This is a genomic window from Brachyspira alvinipulli ATCC 51933 (genome assembly GCF_000518245.1).
Taxonomy (GTDB): Bacteria; Spirochaetota; Brachyspiria; order Brachyspirales; family Brachyspiraceae; genus Brachyspira; species Brachyspira alvinipulli.
Genome location: NZ_KI912408.1, coordinates 112,326 through 127,103 on the forward strand (window position 1 = coordinate 112,326; position 14,778 = coordinate 127,103).

The 14,778-nt window shown below is 27.5% G+C and carries 15 protein-coding genes; 3 read left to right on the top strand and 12 right to left on the bottom strand.

The window, feature by feature from the left end; translation table 11 throughout:
* Nucleotides 1-57: 57 nt before the first annotated feature.
* Nucleotides 58-888, bottom strand: a complete 831-nt coding sequence (locus T324_RS0115875) for a RecB family exonuclease (protein ID WP_028331149.1) — start codon at nucleotides 886-888, stop codon at nucleotides 58-60.
* A 21-nt stretch (nucleotides 889-909) separates the two neighbouring features.
* Complete coding sequence (locus T324_RS0115880; protein ID WP_028331150.1) at nucleotides 910-1,731, bottom strand: ankyrin repeat domain-containing protein; 822 nt, start codon at nucleotides 1,729-1,731, stop codon at nucleotides 910-912.
* A 261-nt stretch (nucleotides 1,732-1,992) separates the two neighbouring features.
* On the opposite strand from T324_RS0115880, the gene T324_RS0115885 reads away from it, so the two are divergent.
* Together T324_RS0115885 and proB are read left to right on the top strand one after the other, a co-directional pair.
* Nucleotides 1,993-3,216 (top strand): hypothetical protein, encoded by a 1,224-nt coding sequence (locus T324_RS0115885; protein WP_245580749.1) that lies wholly within the window; start codon nucleotides 1,993-1,995, stop codon nucleotides 3,214-3,216.
* 55 nt (nucleotides 3,217-3,271) lie between these two features.
* Nucleotides 3,272-4,417 carry a glutamate 5-kinase gene (gene proB, locus T324_RS0115890; protein ID WP_028331152.1) on the top strand — a complete coding sequence of 382 codons (1,146 nt, stop codon included), beginning with the start codon at nucleotides 3,272-3,274 and terminating at the stop codon, nucleotides 4,415-4,417.
* Here proB and T324_RS0115895 read toward each other — a convergent pair.
* The 7 genes from T324_RS0115895 to pyk all read right to left on the bottom strand — a co-directional run bounded on the left by T324_RS0115895 (nucleotide 4,412) and on the right by pyk (nucleotide 11,061).
* Nucleotides 4,412-5,437 carry a galactose-1-phosphate uridylyltransferase gene (locus T324_RS0115895; protein ID WP_028331153.1) on the bottom strand — a complete coding sequence of 342 codons (1,026 nt, stop codon included), beginning with the start codon at nucleotides 5,435-5,437 and terminating at the stop codon, nucleotides 4,412-4,414. The genes proB and T324_RS0115895 overlap by 6 nt on opposite strands.
* A gap of 8 nt (nucleotides 5,438-5,445) precedes the next feature.
* On the bottom strand, nucleotides 5,446-5,808 hold the full coding sequence (locus tag T324_RS0115900; protein ID WP_012670232.1) for a response regulator: 363 nt from the start codon (nucleotides 5,806-5,808) through the stop codon (nucleotides 5,446-5,448).
* A gap of 143 nt (nucleotides 5,809-5,951) precedes the next feature.
* Nucleotides 5,952-6,743, bottom strand: a complete 792-nt coding sequence (proC, locus tag T324_RS0115905; RefSeq protein ID WP_028331154.1) for a pyrroline-5-carboxylate reductase — start codon at nucleotides 6,741-6,743, stop codon at nucleotides 5,952-5,954.
* A 95-nt stretch (nucleotides 6,744-6,838) separates the two neighbouring features.
* Entirely contained in the window at nucleotides 6,839-7,255 is a 417-nt protein-coding gene (locus tag T324_RS0115910; protein WP_028331155.1) for a PaaI family thioesterase, read from the bottom strand.
* Between the two features lie 30 nt (nucleotides 7,256-7,285).
* Nucleotides 7,286-8,071, bottom strand: a complete 786-nt coding sequence (locus tag T324_RS0115915; RefSeq protein ID WP_211232605.1) for an EFR1 family ferrodoxin — start codon at nucleotides 8,069-8,071, stop codon at nucleotides 7,286-7,288.
* Between the two features lie 14 nt (nucleotides 8,072-8,085).
* Nucleotides 8,086-9,477, bottom strand: a complete 1,392-nt coding sequence (locus tag T324_RS0115920) for a sodium-dependent transporter (RefSeq protein ID WP_028331157.1) — start codon at nucleotides 9,475-9,477, stop codon at nucleotides 8,086-8,088.
* 150 nt (nucleotides 9,478-9,627) lie between these two features.
* A complete protein-coding gene (gene pyk / locus T324_RS0115925) occupies nucleotides 9,628-11,061 on the bottom strand; it encodes a pyruvate kinase (protein ID WP_028331158.1) in 1,434 nt (477 codons plus the stop codon).
* A gap of 157 nt (nucleotides 11,062-11,218) precedes the next feature.
* Here pyk and T324_RS0115930 point away from each other — a divergent pair, with 157 nt between their 5' ends.
* Nucleotides 11,219-11,782 (top strand): hypothetical protein, encoded by a 564-nt coding sequence (locus T324_RS0115930; RefSeq protein WP_028331159.1) that lies wholly within the window; start codon nucleotides 11,219-11,221, stop codon nucleotides 11,780-11,782.
* Here the strand turns inward: T324_RS0115930 and rsmA are convergent, their stop codons facing one another.
* Genes rsmA through T324_RS0115945 form a run of 3 tightly spaced genes read right to left on the bottom strand, consistent with a single transcriptional unit; the run spans nucleotide 11,783 to nucleotide 14,770 of the window.
* Nucleotides 11,783-12,628, bottom strand: coding sequence for a 16S rRNA (adenine(1518)-N(6)/adenine(1519)-N(6))-dimethyltransferase RsmA (gene rsmA / locus T324_RS0115935; protein WP_028331160.1), 846 nt, complete (start codon nucleotides 12,626-12,628; stop codon nucleotides 11,783-11,785).
* Entirely contained in the window at nucleotides 12,618-14,339 is a 1,722-nt protein-coding gene (locus T324_RS0115940; protein ID WP_028331161.1) for a tetratricopeptide repeat protein, read from the bottom strand. Before T324_RS0115940 ends, rsmA begins: the two co-directional genes overlap by 11 nt.
* On the bottom strand, nucleotides 14,336-14,770 hold the full coding sequence (locus tag T324_RS0115945) for a tetratricopeptide repeat protein (protein ID WP_028331162.1): 435 nt from the start codon (nucleotides 14,768-14,770) through the stop codon (nucleotides 14,336-14,338). The genes T324_RS0115940 and T324_RS0115945 overlap by 4 nt, the downstream gene beginning before the upstream one ends.
* Nucleotides 14,771-14,778 lie beyond the last annotated feature (8 nt).

The following is a 14,778-nucleotide window of genomic DNA, read 5'->3' on the forward strand; positions in this document are numbered from 1 at the left end:
AAAAAATCTCATACTTTACATAATACATAAATAATATACTAAAAATATTTACAATTGTCAATTATTATCAGAGTTCTCAATATTAGCCATGAATAATTCATCAGAAGGAAGAACTAAACTATCAAGATTATCTTCTTTACCTTGACAAAGTTTAAAGAAATCGCAAAACTCGCAATGCCTGCCAACTTTTTTATCAAATATTCTATCATATCTTATATCATCAACAATCTCATCGAACCATTCTCTTAAATAGTTAATAGACTCTGGAGTAAATTCTATAGTATCAAATTTATCATCTTCAAAGTGATAATAAGAACCGCTTGTTACCTTGCATTTAAGCCCATCTAATATACAAGCATACAATTTTAACTGCATAGTTTTTCTTTCTCTCTCCTCATTATCCTCACCGACATCATAATACTTAGTTGTTTTATAATCTATTATCTGCAAAGTACCATCAGCTGATAAATCGATTCTATCTATTCTACCAAAAAGAATATAATCCCTAACCTTATTCTCCATATAACTTTCCATTCTATATGGAACTTTTTGACCAAAAGAATTAAAAAAATTAGAAAGCATATAAAGCCCTCTCTCTCCCAATTCTTTTTCCTCTTCCCTGCTGTTAAAAAAAGCTCTTATACCGCTTCTTTTCCAAACATTTCTAAATATACTATATAAATTTTCCAAAGTTCTCTCTTCAGCTCTTTGCGAATAGAATTCTTTACATGCTAAGTGAACAGCATTACCAAATATAAAATAAACATTAACACTTCTCTTTTGTTTTTTAAAAGGTTTCTCTATATATGTATACCTATACTTTCTAGGACAAAGCAAGTATGTAGACATACTATATTCACTAAATCTTTGTAATTTTTTAGCTTCCATAAAACATATTATTTCAATTATTTAAGAAGTATATTTATTTAAAAGTGCTTCTATATCTGTATCATTGCATATATCCAATGGCTTTTTACCATCTAAATCAACTATATTTGCATCCGCATTATTTCTTAAAAGTATATCTGTAGCTCTGTAGCTATCTGAAGCAACAGCAAAATGCAAAGCAGTCCATCCGTCATCATCTTGCAAATTGATATCTAATTTATATTTCATTAATAATGCTATAATAGAAACCTGATTATTCATAGCAGCCCACATTAAAGGAGTAGTACCTGTATTATCTCCAATATTGACAATATCTCTACCGCTATTTTTTGCCGAATTAGATTCCAATATAGCTGAAACTACTGATGCATATCCTCTTGCTGCAGCAATATGAATAGCCATAGCCTCATCTATATCATCTTTAGCAAGTATATCTGCTCCATAATTTAAAAGCATTGTTACTATATCAGAATATCCATAATATGAAGCAAGCAAAAGAGGTGTTTGTCCGTCAGCATACCATACATTATCATTTTCTGTAAGTACGGTATCAGCTGGAAGTTTTGAATTCATATCAATTCTTTTATGAGATAATAATTCTCTAACTATTGCACTATTATTAGCTTTAACAGCAACATGCAAAGCTGACCATCCATCATTATTTACACTATTAACATTTATACCGCTGGAAATAAGTTCTTTAACTTTATTTACATCTCCATTTTCTATAGCTTCAAATAATCTATTATCAGAATTAACATTTTTTTCTTGATTAATTAAATTTTGAGAATATAAACAAAAACTCAACAAAAATAATATTGCAAAAACATATTTTTTCATCATAAATAATATACCCTTAAAATAATATTATCATTTGATAAATTATAGTATAAAAATTTAAAAATACAATAATATTATAAAAATATTTTTTCATAATAAAACATCAAAATATAAAACATAATTTCTCAATATATTTGAAATTAATTGACTTTTTAATAATTATAAACTATATTATGACAAAATATAGTTGGGGTATATATTATGTTTACTAATTTTAAAATTAATATTATATTAATATTATTGTGTACAATATTCAGCACATTAATGTCTCAAACAACAAACACAAATACAAATATTAAAAGATACGGACAATTATCGGCTTCTTTAGAATTAGTAGCCTATGGGAGAATGAGCGATCTTATTGAACAAACAGGCAATGAAGATACACTAGGCGTTTTATTATACGGAGATTTACATTATATAAAAGAATATAAATATGCATCAATAGAAGCAAATATAAATGCAAGATTTTATGAGCCATTATCGCATAAGGCAAGATTCTATAAAAATATGTCTCCGCCGGTATTTGATTTTTCAAAGATGAATATATTTGTAAATTTTAAATATATTGGAATAAGAGCAGGTGTTTTAGAACCATATACAAAAAATATACCTATGACATCATATTTTCCTACATTATTTTATTATCATACAGTAAGCAGCAATAAAGCAACAGTTCTTTCAGGACCAAGAGATATGCCTATAGGATATGAAACACAATTCATTCCTAGATATGATACAGGATTAATGCTGGAATCTTCTTTTTATGGAGTATTTATAGGAGTTGGACTAGTAAACGGAGAGATGGGACTCGATGCTAATTCATCAAAAGGATTAATGGCAAAAATATCTTATAGTAATGATTATATTAATACTGGTGCCGCATGCATAGTTACAGAACTAGGTTCTCAACCAATTAAGGAATGGGGAGATAGTGTTAATGCATTTTTCTATTTTAGAAATGGCAAAGATGGAAGATTTACTGTAGGAGTTGAAGGATTTTGGTTCAGACATGGAATAAGAATAAACAATGAATATTTCCCAGGGCAAGATAATACCAATAGACCTAATTTCAATAATGGTTATTATACTGATTTCTCTATCCAAACTTTCAATGGAGGAAAACCTTATTACGGTATGAGCGGATTTATATTCTTTGAAGTTAGAAAATTATGGAAATTTGATATTACAGCACATGTAGGTATACATGATAATAATATATTGTCTAATTTATATGATATTTATCAGCTTAAATACAGAGCATTTTTAAAGATAACATTCAATATAACAGATGATTTTAAAATTATGCTGTCAGATACATTTACTTATGATCCTGTATTCAAAAATAATTATCAATATTATGAATTAGAAAATAGACAGCAGGTGGGAGTTATTTCATACAATGAAAAAAGCGGTCACTATACTGTAGATAATGATTTTTATCTGGGTATGAGTTTTAAATTTGGAGGAACATGGGGAAATAAATAGATAAAAATTAAAATTATAACTTTATTTTTTTATTATATCATTTATAATACTCCGCATGGAAAAAATAGATTTAAATAACATAAAAAGAATAGTATTCAAATTTGGTACTAATGTTTTAAGAAATGATGAGGGATATATATCTTTAGCTAGAATATATTCATTTATAGAGGCTATAGCAAAGTTTCACAGAATGGGAAAAGAAGTATTAATTGTTACTTCCGGAGCTGTAGGACTTGGTGCTAAAAAAATTAATGTGCAGGATTTGGATGAAGTCGCATTAAAACAGGCTTGTGCTGCTATAGGACAGTCACAGCTTATGTCTATATATGAAGACGGATTCTCAAAATTTGATATAGTTACAGCCCAAATACTGTTAACTGAAGAAGATTTTTCCAATAGAAGAAGATATTTAAATCTGCATTCAACTCTAAGCATGCTATTAAAATATAGAGTTGTACCTATAATAAATGAAAATGATACAGTATCCAGCGATGAACTTAAGCAGCTTTATGATGTTACGCAAATAAGTTTTTCTGATAATGATAAACTTTCTGCTCTTGTTGCAAGTGAGTTGGATGCTGATCTGCTTATAATACTCTCAGATATAAACGGTCTTTATGATGATAATCCTAAAACTAATCCAAATGCTAAATTTATACATGAAGTATTTGAAGTAACAAAAGAAATAGAAAATTTAGGTCTTGATGCTTCCAAAGGTGGAAGAGGAGGAATGAAAACCAAACTACAAGCTGCAAAAATAGTAACAAGATCCGGATGTGCTTTATTTATAGCTAATGGAAAAAAACCTAATGTACTTAACGATATATTTGAAAGCGAGGATAAAACAATATTCTATCCTGTAAAAGAAACAGATGAACTTTCTACAAAAAAAAGATGGATTGCTTATGCCACTACTATAATAGGAAAATTAATTGTTAATTCCGGTGCTAAAAAAGCTGTACTTGAAAAAGAATCAAGTCTTCTTCCTATAGGAGTTATAAAAGTAATTAATACTTTTAAAAAAGGCGATATAGTAAGCATTATTGATGAAAATGGAACAGAGTTTGCAAGAGGAATAATAAATTATAATTCTGATGATGTTCAAAAAATTATAGGTCATCATTCTGATGATATACTAAAAATATTAGGATATAAAAACTATGATGCTATAATAACAAGAGATCATATAGTAATATTATAATATATCATAATGTATGTTTGATAAAGAGTCTCTTAAATGCTGAGTTGCATCCTCAGGCTTAATAGAATTAATATAAACGCCGCTTCCAAGCTCATATCCTGCAAGTTTGCTCATTTTAGGCATTATATCCAAAAACCAATGACTTGAATAAAAATACCTATCTTTAAGTACAGGGGAAAGGGTATGAAGAACATAATTGAAACTAACCTCTCCCAATGTTCTCAGCAGCCTATCAAAAACTTCTTTTAAGATACTTGCAAAATCTAAAAGCTCTATATTAGAAGAATATATAATACTATGACTATGGAATTTTGGAATTATATAAATTTGATAAGGAGAACGTGATGCAAAAGGAGATATAGCTATAAAAGTATCATTTTCACATATAACTCTTTCATTTAATTTAAGTTCCTCTTCTATAATGTCACAATATACACATCTTTTATTTTCATTATAGTATTCCAAGGCTCCGCTTATTTCATCCATCATTTGAATAGGTATAAAAGGAGTTGTAATAATTTGAGAATGAGAATGTGATAAACTAGCTCCTGCTTCAGGTCCAAAATTCTTAAAATATAAACTATAAAGCATATCTTTATTAGTAGCTAAATTTTTAAGCCTCATAATCAAAGCATCAAAAATATAATAAAAGTCCTCAGTATCTGCATTATAAAAATTAAAAAAATGATCCGGATGCTCTATTACAACATCATGGAAACCTTTAGAACTGCTGGCACAAAAAAGTTTATTTTCTTTTGGAAGCTCTCCTTCTAATGTTTCTGATATTATAGGATACTTATTCGGAACTATCCTAACCTGCCAAATTTCCTCCTGCTTTGCATATATGGTATTTATAGAATCAGGAGTCTTCATTTCATGCCCTCTACAAAAAGGACAGCTTAGAGCAGAATTTTCTACATGTTTTTCACTAAAATTTACATAATCACTAGGTCTTCCAGTTCTTTCCGAAGAAATAATTACCGACTGCTTAGTTACGGGATCTTTGCGAATGTGGGGCATAAAAAATATTAACCTATAAGTCTCTTTATTTTATCTTTAATTTCTGTAAGATTTCCAGATTTTAGTATATATCCATCAGCATTCCAAACTGAGAACTCATGTCTATAATTGTTATATGCTGTACATATTATGATAGGTAACTCTCTATGTTTTTCTCTAACCTTAGCTAAAAAATCTAATCCATCCATTTTAGGCATTTTTATATCTAATGTTATCAAATCAATATGAGGAGTCCCTTTATCAAGCATTTCTAAGGCTTCCTCTCCACTATCAGTGGATACAACATCATATCCTTCATCTTTAAACTCTTCTTCAAAAAGAGTTCTAATGCTCTTTTCATCATCTAAAACTAATATTGTTTTTTTAGGCATGTAAATGCTCCTTCATATATCTTATATAAATATTATAATAATTGAGTCAAAAAAGTCAAACAGAATTTTTTATTTGACTTCTATTATACAATTAATAAAAAATAAAAATTAACAATTAATGTACAACTTGTATAATTAAATCTTTATTTTTTCTCACTTTCTACAGAAGCATTATAACTAGCAAGAATAGTCTTTATAATGCCGCTTCTAAGACCTTCATCTTCCATAATTTTAACTCCTTTAATGGTAATACCTCCTGGAGTACATACCCCATCTTTTAATTGAGCAGGATGTTTATCAGATTCAAGTACCATTGCTCCAGAACCTTTAAAAACTTGAGCAGCCATTTCTATAGATGTTTTTCTATCTATACCCATAAATACTCCAGCATCACTCATAGCTTCTATAAGCATATACATAAAAGCAGGAGAACATCCAGCCATAGCATTATAGGCATGTATTTGCTCTTCTTTAACAACTTTAACCATTCCAACACGTTTTAATAATTCTACCACCCCACTCTCTACAACTTTATTTTCAGCTTCAGCAACAGATATAAAACCGTTACAAGTTTTTACAGGTGTATTAGGCATTATCCTTACAATTCTGCTTCCATTAAATAGTCTTGCCAAATCTTTTTTGCTTACAGAAGCAGCAACACTAACAATAGTAGCACCTACTTTAATAGATGATGATATTTCTGCAGCAACCATACTAACCATATAAGGCTTAACTGCTATAAATAATATATCAGCCTCGCTTGCTACTTTTCTATTATCTGTATATACTTTTATACCTAAATTCTTTTCAAGATAATCTTTTCTCTCCATAGTTTTTACACTTGCTATAATATTGGTATACTCTATACCAGATTTTATAAATCCTTCTATCAAAGCTCCGCCCATAGAACCAGCACCTATAAATCCTATTATCATATTTAACTCCTTAATTTTTATATATAAAATAATACAATTTTTTTAGTATATGTCTATACTTATATAAAATAATATCTCATAATAAAATCTACAAATCAAACAGGGTCAATTACAAACATAGTAGCTATCATCTTAGCAAGCATATTGTCTTCTTCATCTTTAATTACAGATTCTACTATGATTAATTTTTTTCCTGCATTTATAACTTCTCCTACAGCTATTACCTTTTTAGAAACAACCGGCTTCAAAAAATGTATTTTAAGTTCAGAAGTTACTATTTTTACTTCTTCTTCAAATATTGTAGAAGCAGCCTGACCTCCTGCTGTATCAGCTAAAGAAGTAATCATTCCTCCATGCATATACCCCATATATTGTGAAAGCTCTTTTTTATTTTCACATGATATAATAACTTTACCTTTTTCAGCATGTTCTAACTTCATGCCAACAAAAGATAAAAAGTCATCAGATTTATATCTCTTTTCCAATCTTTTATATATTTCTTTATTATCCATAAATTTCAAATCCTTTAAAACAACATAAAATCATTCTAATAATCTTAGACAATCTTTAATTTTATACTGTGAAAAAACTTCTTTTCCAAATAATGTAATAGCCTGAACTGGACATTCATTTACACATCTATAACATAAAGTGCAATTATGATTAGTAACAGCCTTTTTATTTTCATTCAAATTTAAATTATTCATAGGACATAATTTAACACATTTTCCGCATCCTATACATTTATTTATATCTATTTTTAACTTATTACTAAAATCTCTATTTCCAAACCAAGCTCTTTGGGATAAATATCCAAGCATAAAACTTAAAAAACTAACTCCATTTTTAGGATATTGTCCTTTTTTTGATAAATTTGCTGCTTTCTCTATTTTTAATTTTGTTTTTCTTATCATATTAGCATTATTTTCTGCTGTTTTGCATGTAAATTTTCCATCGCTAATAGAATCAGGCATTTTCAAATGAAGCGTTCCGATTATATCAGCTTTATATTTTTTCAATTCCCTAGCCAATACTCCAGCACCATCTCCGCTGAACATGTACATAGTAGCTATTATAAATACTTTTTTATTATAAAAAATACTGCTGTTATTATTCACAAATTCTATTAATATTCTAGGCATTGTGCTGAAATAGATTGCATAAGAAATAAATATATTTTCACTATTAGAAATTTCATTAATCAATTCTTTATTATTATTCAATTCTTCTACAGAAAATATTTTATAATCTTTTCCATAACATTTCAAAAAATAATCTAAACAATACCTGCTGTTTCCAGTTCCGCTAAAATAAATACCTATTATCAATATATAACCCCTGTTTAATTAATAAAAAATTTATATATATAATTAATTATAAACATGGCAAATAATATTACAGGCAATATATAAGTTACATAAAATCTTGATGAATTTGGGAATTTAATACCTGTACCAGAATCTACTTCCTTCAAAAAATTATCCCAACTCCATCCATATTTGGATACACAGAATATTATTATATATATTCCTCCTAGTTCTACTAAATTATAGCTTACTATAAAATCAAATAAATCTAAAAAACTTGTGTTTTCTCCCATAGGCTGTATGAAGGATAAAATATTAAATCCTAAAGCAGTTGGAAGAGAACATATAAATACAACTATACCAACTATTATAGAAGCCTTATTTCTAGGCATTTTAAACTCTGACATAGTAAAAGCTATTAAATTTTCAAACACTGTAACAACAGTAGTCAATGCCGCCATAGATAAAAATACAAAAAATAATGTACCCCATAATCTAGCTAAAGGCATTGAATTAAATATATTAGGTAAAGTAACAAATGCAAGCCCTGCACCTTCTCCTGGATTTACACCAAAAGCAAAACAAGCAGGGAATATTACAAGACCTGAAAGAAGTGCTATTAAAGTATCAAGTATAACTATTATTATAGATTCATTAGTTATAGATTTTTCTTTACCTATATAACTTCCAAATATAGTCATACTTCCTATTCCAATACCTAATGTAAAAAATGCCTGTCCAACTGCTGCATATATAACCTCAAAAAAGTTTTTAACACCGCCGTTAAAAATTTTTGATAAATCAGGAAGCAAATAGAATTTTATACCCTCTATTGCACCATCTAAAGTTACAGATCTTATTATCAATATTATAACCAATACAAATAAAGATGACATCATAAATTTAGATGACTTTTCAACCCCTTCCTGCAAACCTTTAAAACATATTAATGTACCTAAAAATACTGCTATAAATAGGCTTACAATCATTATTTTAGGATTAGAAAGCATACCGCCAAAAAATTGAGCTACTCCATCAGGAGTCAATCCTAATGTTGCACCAGTTGCCATATAATAGGCATAAGTAATTGTCCAGCCTGTAACGCTTGTATAAAACATCATCAATATTAAACATCCAAGCATTTGAACATAACCAATTAAATGCCATTTAGAGCCTTCTTTTTCTAATACTTTATAAGAACCTGCTATGTCTCTTTGCCCGGCACGTCCTATACTAAATTCCATTATAAGTATAGGAAGTCCTACAACTGCTAAACATATAAGGTAAATAAGTACAAAAGCAGCACCACCATATTTACCAGTTATATAAGGGAATCTCCATATATTTCCAAGTCCTATAGCACATCCAGCCGATACCAATAAAAAACCAACCCTGCTCGATAATTTCTCTCTTTTATCATTATGCATATTAGAAACTCCATAATCATTGATTATAATATTATATATCATTTTAAATATTACTTCAAGCAGTAATAATTTAAAAATTAATTATATTTCATAAAAAAGGGATTACAAATTAATCGCAATCCCATAATAAATATATAAAATAAAAATTAATCAGTGTATTACTACTATACGTACGCTATTTTCCTGCCATCTTCCCTGCCATTTACTTCCACTCACAAGTATAGCTGTATCACCATGATTTGCTAAATTATGCTTAATTAATGTATCTTCTAATATATCAATTTGACCTCCATGACTAATGCCGGCACTAAAATTCAAATCCTCAGGCATCATTATAGTATAAACATTATGATATATAGAAAGTTTGTTGCATAAATCTCTATCTGCTGACATAAATACTATAGGAGTTTTAGGTCTTTTCTTAGATAAATTTTTAACAGTATATCCAGACCTTGAAAGAGCAATAATAACTTTGTTATCCAAACAATAAGATAAATAAGAAGCACTGTCAGATAAAGCGTCATTTAATCCCCTATCCAAATACATCATATTATCATGCGTAGATTTAGAAGCAGATCTTTCAGCTGCCTCAACTATTGAAACCATAGCTTTAACAGACTCTATAGGATAATCACCGGAAGCAGTTTCAGCAGACATCATAACAACATCCGTACCATCCAAAACAGCATTAGCAACATCGCTTGCTTCAGCCCTTGAAGGAACAGGGCTTTTTGTCATACTTTCAAGCATTTGTGTAGCTATTATTGTAATTTTACCCATATCGTTAGCCATTTTCAATATTTTTTTCTGCCAAACGGGAACTTCTCCAAATGGTATTTCTACTCCTAAATCTCCTCTTGCTACCATAACTCCGTCAGAATGTTTTATTATTTCTTCTAAATTTTCTAATGACTCTGTATTTTCAATTTTTGATACAATTCCTACATTTTGAAAATTATTATCATCTAAAATTTTTCTAAGTCTGATAACATCCTCAGAACGCCTCACAAAACTCATACCTAAATAATTAACACCATTTTTAGCAGAAAATAAAGCATCATTTACATCTTTTTCAGTTAAAACCTCTGTTGTAACATGAGCACCAGGCAAATTAATACCCTTGCTGCTTAATATAGTACCACCTGTTATAACCTTACATACAACAAGTTTTGAAGCCTCATCACTAGATTCAACAATCAGCTGTATAGTACCATCAGCTATCAAAAGCATAGAACCGCTTTTAACATCATGCGCTATATTAGAATGTGTTGTAGGTATAATACTGTCATCATTAGTTTCTTTGTATCCGCTCAATTTAACAATATCACCTTCTTTTACTGTAATAGGCTCTTTTAATTTTCCTATTCTTATTTTAGGGCCTTGTAAATCAGCAAGTATAGCTACAGGCTTCCTTAATTCACTTGAAACTTTTCTTATAATATTGATTCTTTCCAAATGTTCATCATAACTTCCAAATGAAAAGTTTAATCTACATACATCAGCACCATTTTCTATAATCTTTTTTACCATCTCTTCATTAGACCATCTAGGACCTAATGTTGCTATTATTTTTGTTTTTCTCATTTATATCTTCCTTTTGTATTATAAAAATCTTATCTAAATAAATAATATATTATAAAATATACAAAAATATTACAATAATCAAATAATTTTAAATTTTTAAAAAATATAATAAATTTTACACTTTAAATAATAATAATTTTATTATATAATAAATACTATGAATAAAAAAAATATTATTATATTTATTATTGTAATTGCACTATCAATATGTGCATGTCAGCCTAAAATCAAAACTCTAATGCTTACAGATATAGCTATAGATATGCCTGAAGATTTTCAAAAAGGTTTTTTAGATCAAACTGTTGCTGTGGATAATACGGTTGAATTTAATGAATCTTATGGAGTTGAAAGAAAAACTGCCATATACACAATAGTTTATACAAAATACAAATCAGCATACAGAGGTATGATAAGTTTAGAAGATGCTAAAAATAAGATAATAAATGGACTAAAAAATCATTATGCTATTAAAGAATTCCAAGTAATATCTGAAGGTATACCTGAAAATGAAACAAATTCATATAAAATATTAAGCAGTTTTTATTACGGACCTAATAAAACATATCATAAATCTTTCTTAATGCTGCATGATAATGGAATACTTCAAATAATGTGTATGTATAATGCAAACAGTAAAAAAGATGATAAACAAATTGATAATATAATTAAGTCTGTAAAAATAATGAAAGATGAAAGCTCTAATAATAATACTAATAAATAATTAAATATAATCTAGTATTATATAAGAAAGTTTTTTTACTTTATCAATATCCAAAGATTCTCCTCTTGTATTACTGTCAATATTTGCTTTTTCTAATATTTCATCTATTTTTTCTTTATCAATATTTAAATAAGGAGAATTGATAAAATTATTTCTTATTGTTTTTCTTCTATTATGAAATAATGTTTTTGATACAGATTTAAAAATATTTATCATAGACATATCTACTTCTTTAGGTACTATGCTTATAATGGATGATGTTACATTTGGTACAGGATAAAAAACATCTTTCGATACATTATATTCAAGTTTAATTGATGACATAAAATTTGCAAACAATGTTAAAGAAGAATACTCCTCTGTATTTTCTTTCGCCATTAATCTGTTTGCAAAATCGCTTTGTACCATAAATACAGCATAGTTCCATTTAGAATAAGATTCACATAAAAGCCATTCCATTATAGGACTTGCAATATTATATGGTATATTACCATATATATCATATTTTATACTAGAATTAGATATATCAAATGTAAGTATATCTTTATGTACAATATTAATATCATAAAATTTATCTACAAGATGATTATATAGAGCATTATCATATTCAACTATAGTAAGATTTTTTTTATATATATCTATAAGCATAGAACTTAAAGCACCAAGTCCTCCGCCTATTTCTAAAGCGTAATTACTTCTTGAGAAATCATTAGGAATAGTATTTGCTATATTATAAGCAATATTCCTATCACATAAAAAATTCTGACCTCTATTCTTATTTGGAAATATAGACTTATCTTTTAAATAGTCCATTACCTTTTTTTTAGAATATAAATTATCTAGCATCTCTAGGAATTCTAGCCATTTGGAATATTATAAGCAATATTAATACAGCAGCTACTAATATTGTAATGATAACTCCAACTGTAACATTTGATAATACAACAAGAATTGAAGCTATATACTCAATAAATACTTTATATACTACTGTAAGAATTAAAGTACCTAAAACACCAACTACTTTATTACAGAAAGTCATACTTTCAGAAGCTGTAGAAAGTCTGTATCTAAATGAATAATAAGCTATAAATATAAATAATAACAAATATGAAATAGGTGTTATATTCTTAGCAAATAATGTTAAATCTATTTCTCTGTTTGAATACCCAAATTTAGGCATTTCATTTCTTAAAGTAAATAAATCAGGAACACTTACATAATTTAAATTTAATGAAGTATAATTTCTAATAATATCTAATGTACTATCAGATATAGTTATAGGAATTACTCTGCTTTGAGTATCACTAAGAATATAATCATTTTTATTAGTGTCAAAATGTGCTTTTAATATGATATTCTTACTATTTGTAGATTTAATATTATATGCTAATTTTCCATATAAATAATCTTCAGCACTAACTTTTTTTAGTTCATTATCTAATTTAATAATAGAAACATCAAATATATATAAACTTCCTTTAAATATTGCACCGCTTAATGATGTAAGCAATGTATTTTTATCAAGCATTATATTTAAACCATTTTTATTTGCTAAAGAAGATGTTACAGACAAATCAGCATTATCAATATATGCCTCTTTAATTTCTTTAGCCTCTCTAATAAAGAAATCATATCTGCTTATAGCATCTCTAATGATAGAATAATAATTATTAACTTCTGCTACATTAGGTGATTCCATATATAATTTATATATTATATCATATGCTTCCCATAATCTTCCATTATCATATAAAGCAATAGCTTCAGATAATCTTCCAAATACTGATATTTCTTCTGTAGTATTACCTTGATATTTAGGTTTTTCATTTCTAGCAATACTTATTCTATTTAAATAATATAAAGCTAAAGGATTATTATTATCTAATGATAAAACTCTATTAAAATATTTTAATGCCTCATTATAATTACCTAATGTAAATTGCCTAGTACCCAATTTTATAAGATTATTAATATTATTTATTTCTGTTTGATGAGTATTTTCATATTTTTTTCTTTTCTCTTCCTGTATACTTTTTAGAAGCAAAATAACATTTCCGTCATTTTTATCATAAAATAAAGCTTCCTCAGCAAAAGTATTAGCTTTATCTAAATTACCCATTGCAAGCTCTTCTTTAGCCCTTTCATAAGCCTCATCTCTTAATTTCAATTCATATTCATAATAAACCATATAATCTCTATTGGCATTATGGGTTTTGATATTTGCAATTAGAGAATTAACGAAATAATAATCATATATAGTATAAAATGCTACTAATATTACTATCGATGCAATAGGAACAGATATAACTTTAGATATACTTTCTTGATTTACATATTTACCTTTAAAAAATGAAAAGTAAACAGATAAAGCTGTTATATACGGTATATAAGATTTATAAAATACCATAGCTACCAAGAAATAAGAAAGCATAGAATATTCTTTACCTTCACCTCTTGAATATAAAACATAAACTATAAATATGAGTGTTATGCTTATAATACTAAGTATTAAAAAATTTAATATAAGTCTATTGGTAATAGTATATTCTTTTCTCATGAATCTATATTTTCTTCAATATTTTCCACTGCCTCTTCTATCATCTCTACAGGTTTTAATTTAGGCTTTTTATCATAAATATCCTGCATAACTTTCTGAGCTAAAATTCTAGGAGGCAATACCGTAAAACTGTTAATAACTATATCGAAATATTTTAAAGCTTCTTCATATTTATTTTGATAATAGTAACAAAAACCTATCTCATAATATGCCCATGCAACATCTTTAGCATAATTATCTCTATCAAAATTATCAATTATATATTGATAATATGCTATAGCATTCTTGTAATTTTTATTACCAAATTCAGTATATGCTTTTTCAGCTATTATTTTAGGGTACTTCTCTTCTTCAACAGAGATTTTAACAGCTGAAGCACATGAACTTAATAAAAAAACAAGTATAACAAAAAAATAAAAATATTTTTTCACCAAAAAAT

Bases quoted from the DNA above. Each gene is read 5' to 3' on its own strand.
- T324_RS0115875 (WP_028331149.1), bottom strand. From the start codon at position 888: ATGGAAGCTAAAAAATTACAAAGATTTAGTGAATATAGTATGTCTACA.
- pyk (WP_028331158.1), bottom strand. From the start codon at position 11,061: ATGAGAAAAACAAAAATAATAGCAACATTAGGTCCTAGATGGTCTAAT.
- rsmA (WP_028331160.1), bottom strand. From the start codon at position 12,628: ATGCTAGATAATTTATATTCTAAAAAAAAGGTAATGGACTATTTAAAA.
- T324_RS0115940 (WP_028331161.1), bottom strand. From the start codon at position 14,339: ATGAGAAAAGAATATACTATTACCAATAGACTTATATTAAATTTTTTA.
- T324_RS0115900 (WP_012670232.1), bottom strand. From the start codon at position 5,808: ATGCCTAAAAAAACAATATTAGTTTTAGATGATGAAAAGAGCATTAGA.
- T324_RS0115930 (WP_028331159.1), top strand. From the start codon at position 11,219: ATGAATAAAAAAAATATTATTATATTTATTATTGTAATTGCACTATCA.
- proB (WP_028331152.1), top strand. From the start codon at position 3,272: ATGGAAAAAATAGATTTAAATAACATAAAAAGAATAGTATTCAAATTT.
- T324_RS0115910 (WP_028331155.1), bottom strand. From the start codon at position 7,255: ATGGATAATAAAGAAATATATAAAAGATTGGAAAAGAGATATAAATCT.
- T324_RS0115895 (WP_028331153.1), bottom strand. From the start codon at position 5,437: ATGCCCCACATTCGCAAAGATCCCGTAACTAAGCAGTCGGTAATTATT.
- T324_RS0115880 (WP_028331150.1), bottom strand. From the start codon at position 1,731: ATGATGAAAAAATATGTTTTTGCAATATTATTTTTGTTGAGTTTTTGT.
- T324_RS0115920 (WP_028331157.1), bottom strand. From the start codon at position 9,477: ATGCATAATGATAAAAGAGAGAAATTATCGAGCAGGGTTGGTTTTTTA.
- proC (WP_028331154.1), bottom strand. From the start codon at position 6,743: ATGATAATAGGATTTATAGGTGCTGGTTCTATGGGCGGAGCTTTGATA.
- T324_RS0115885 (WP_245580749.1), top strand. From the start codon at position 1,993: ATGTCTCAAACAACAAACACAAATACAAATATTAAAAGATACGGACAA.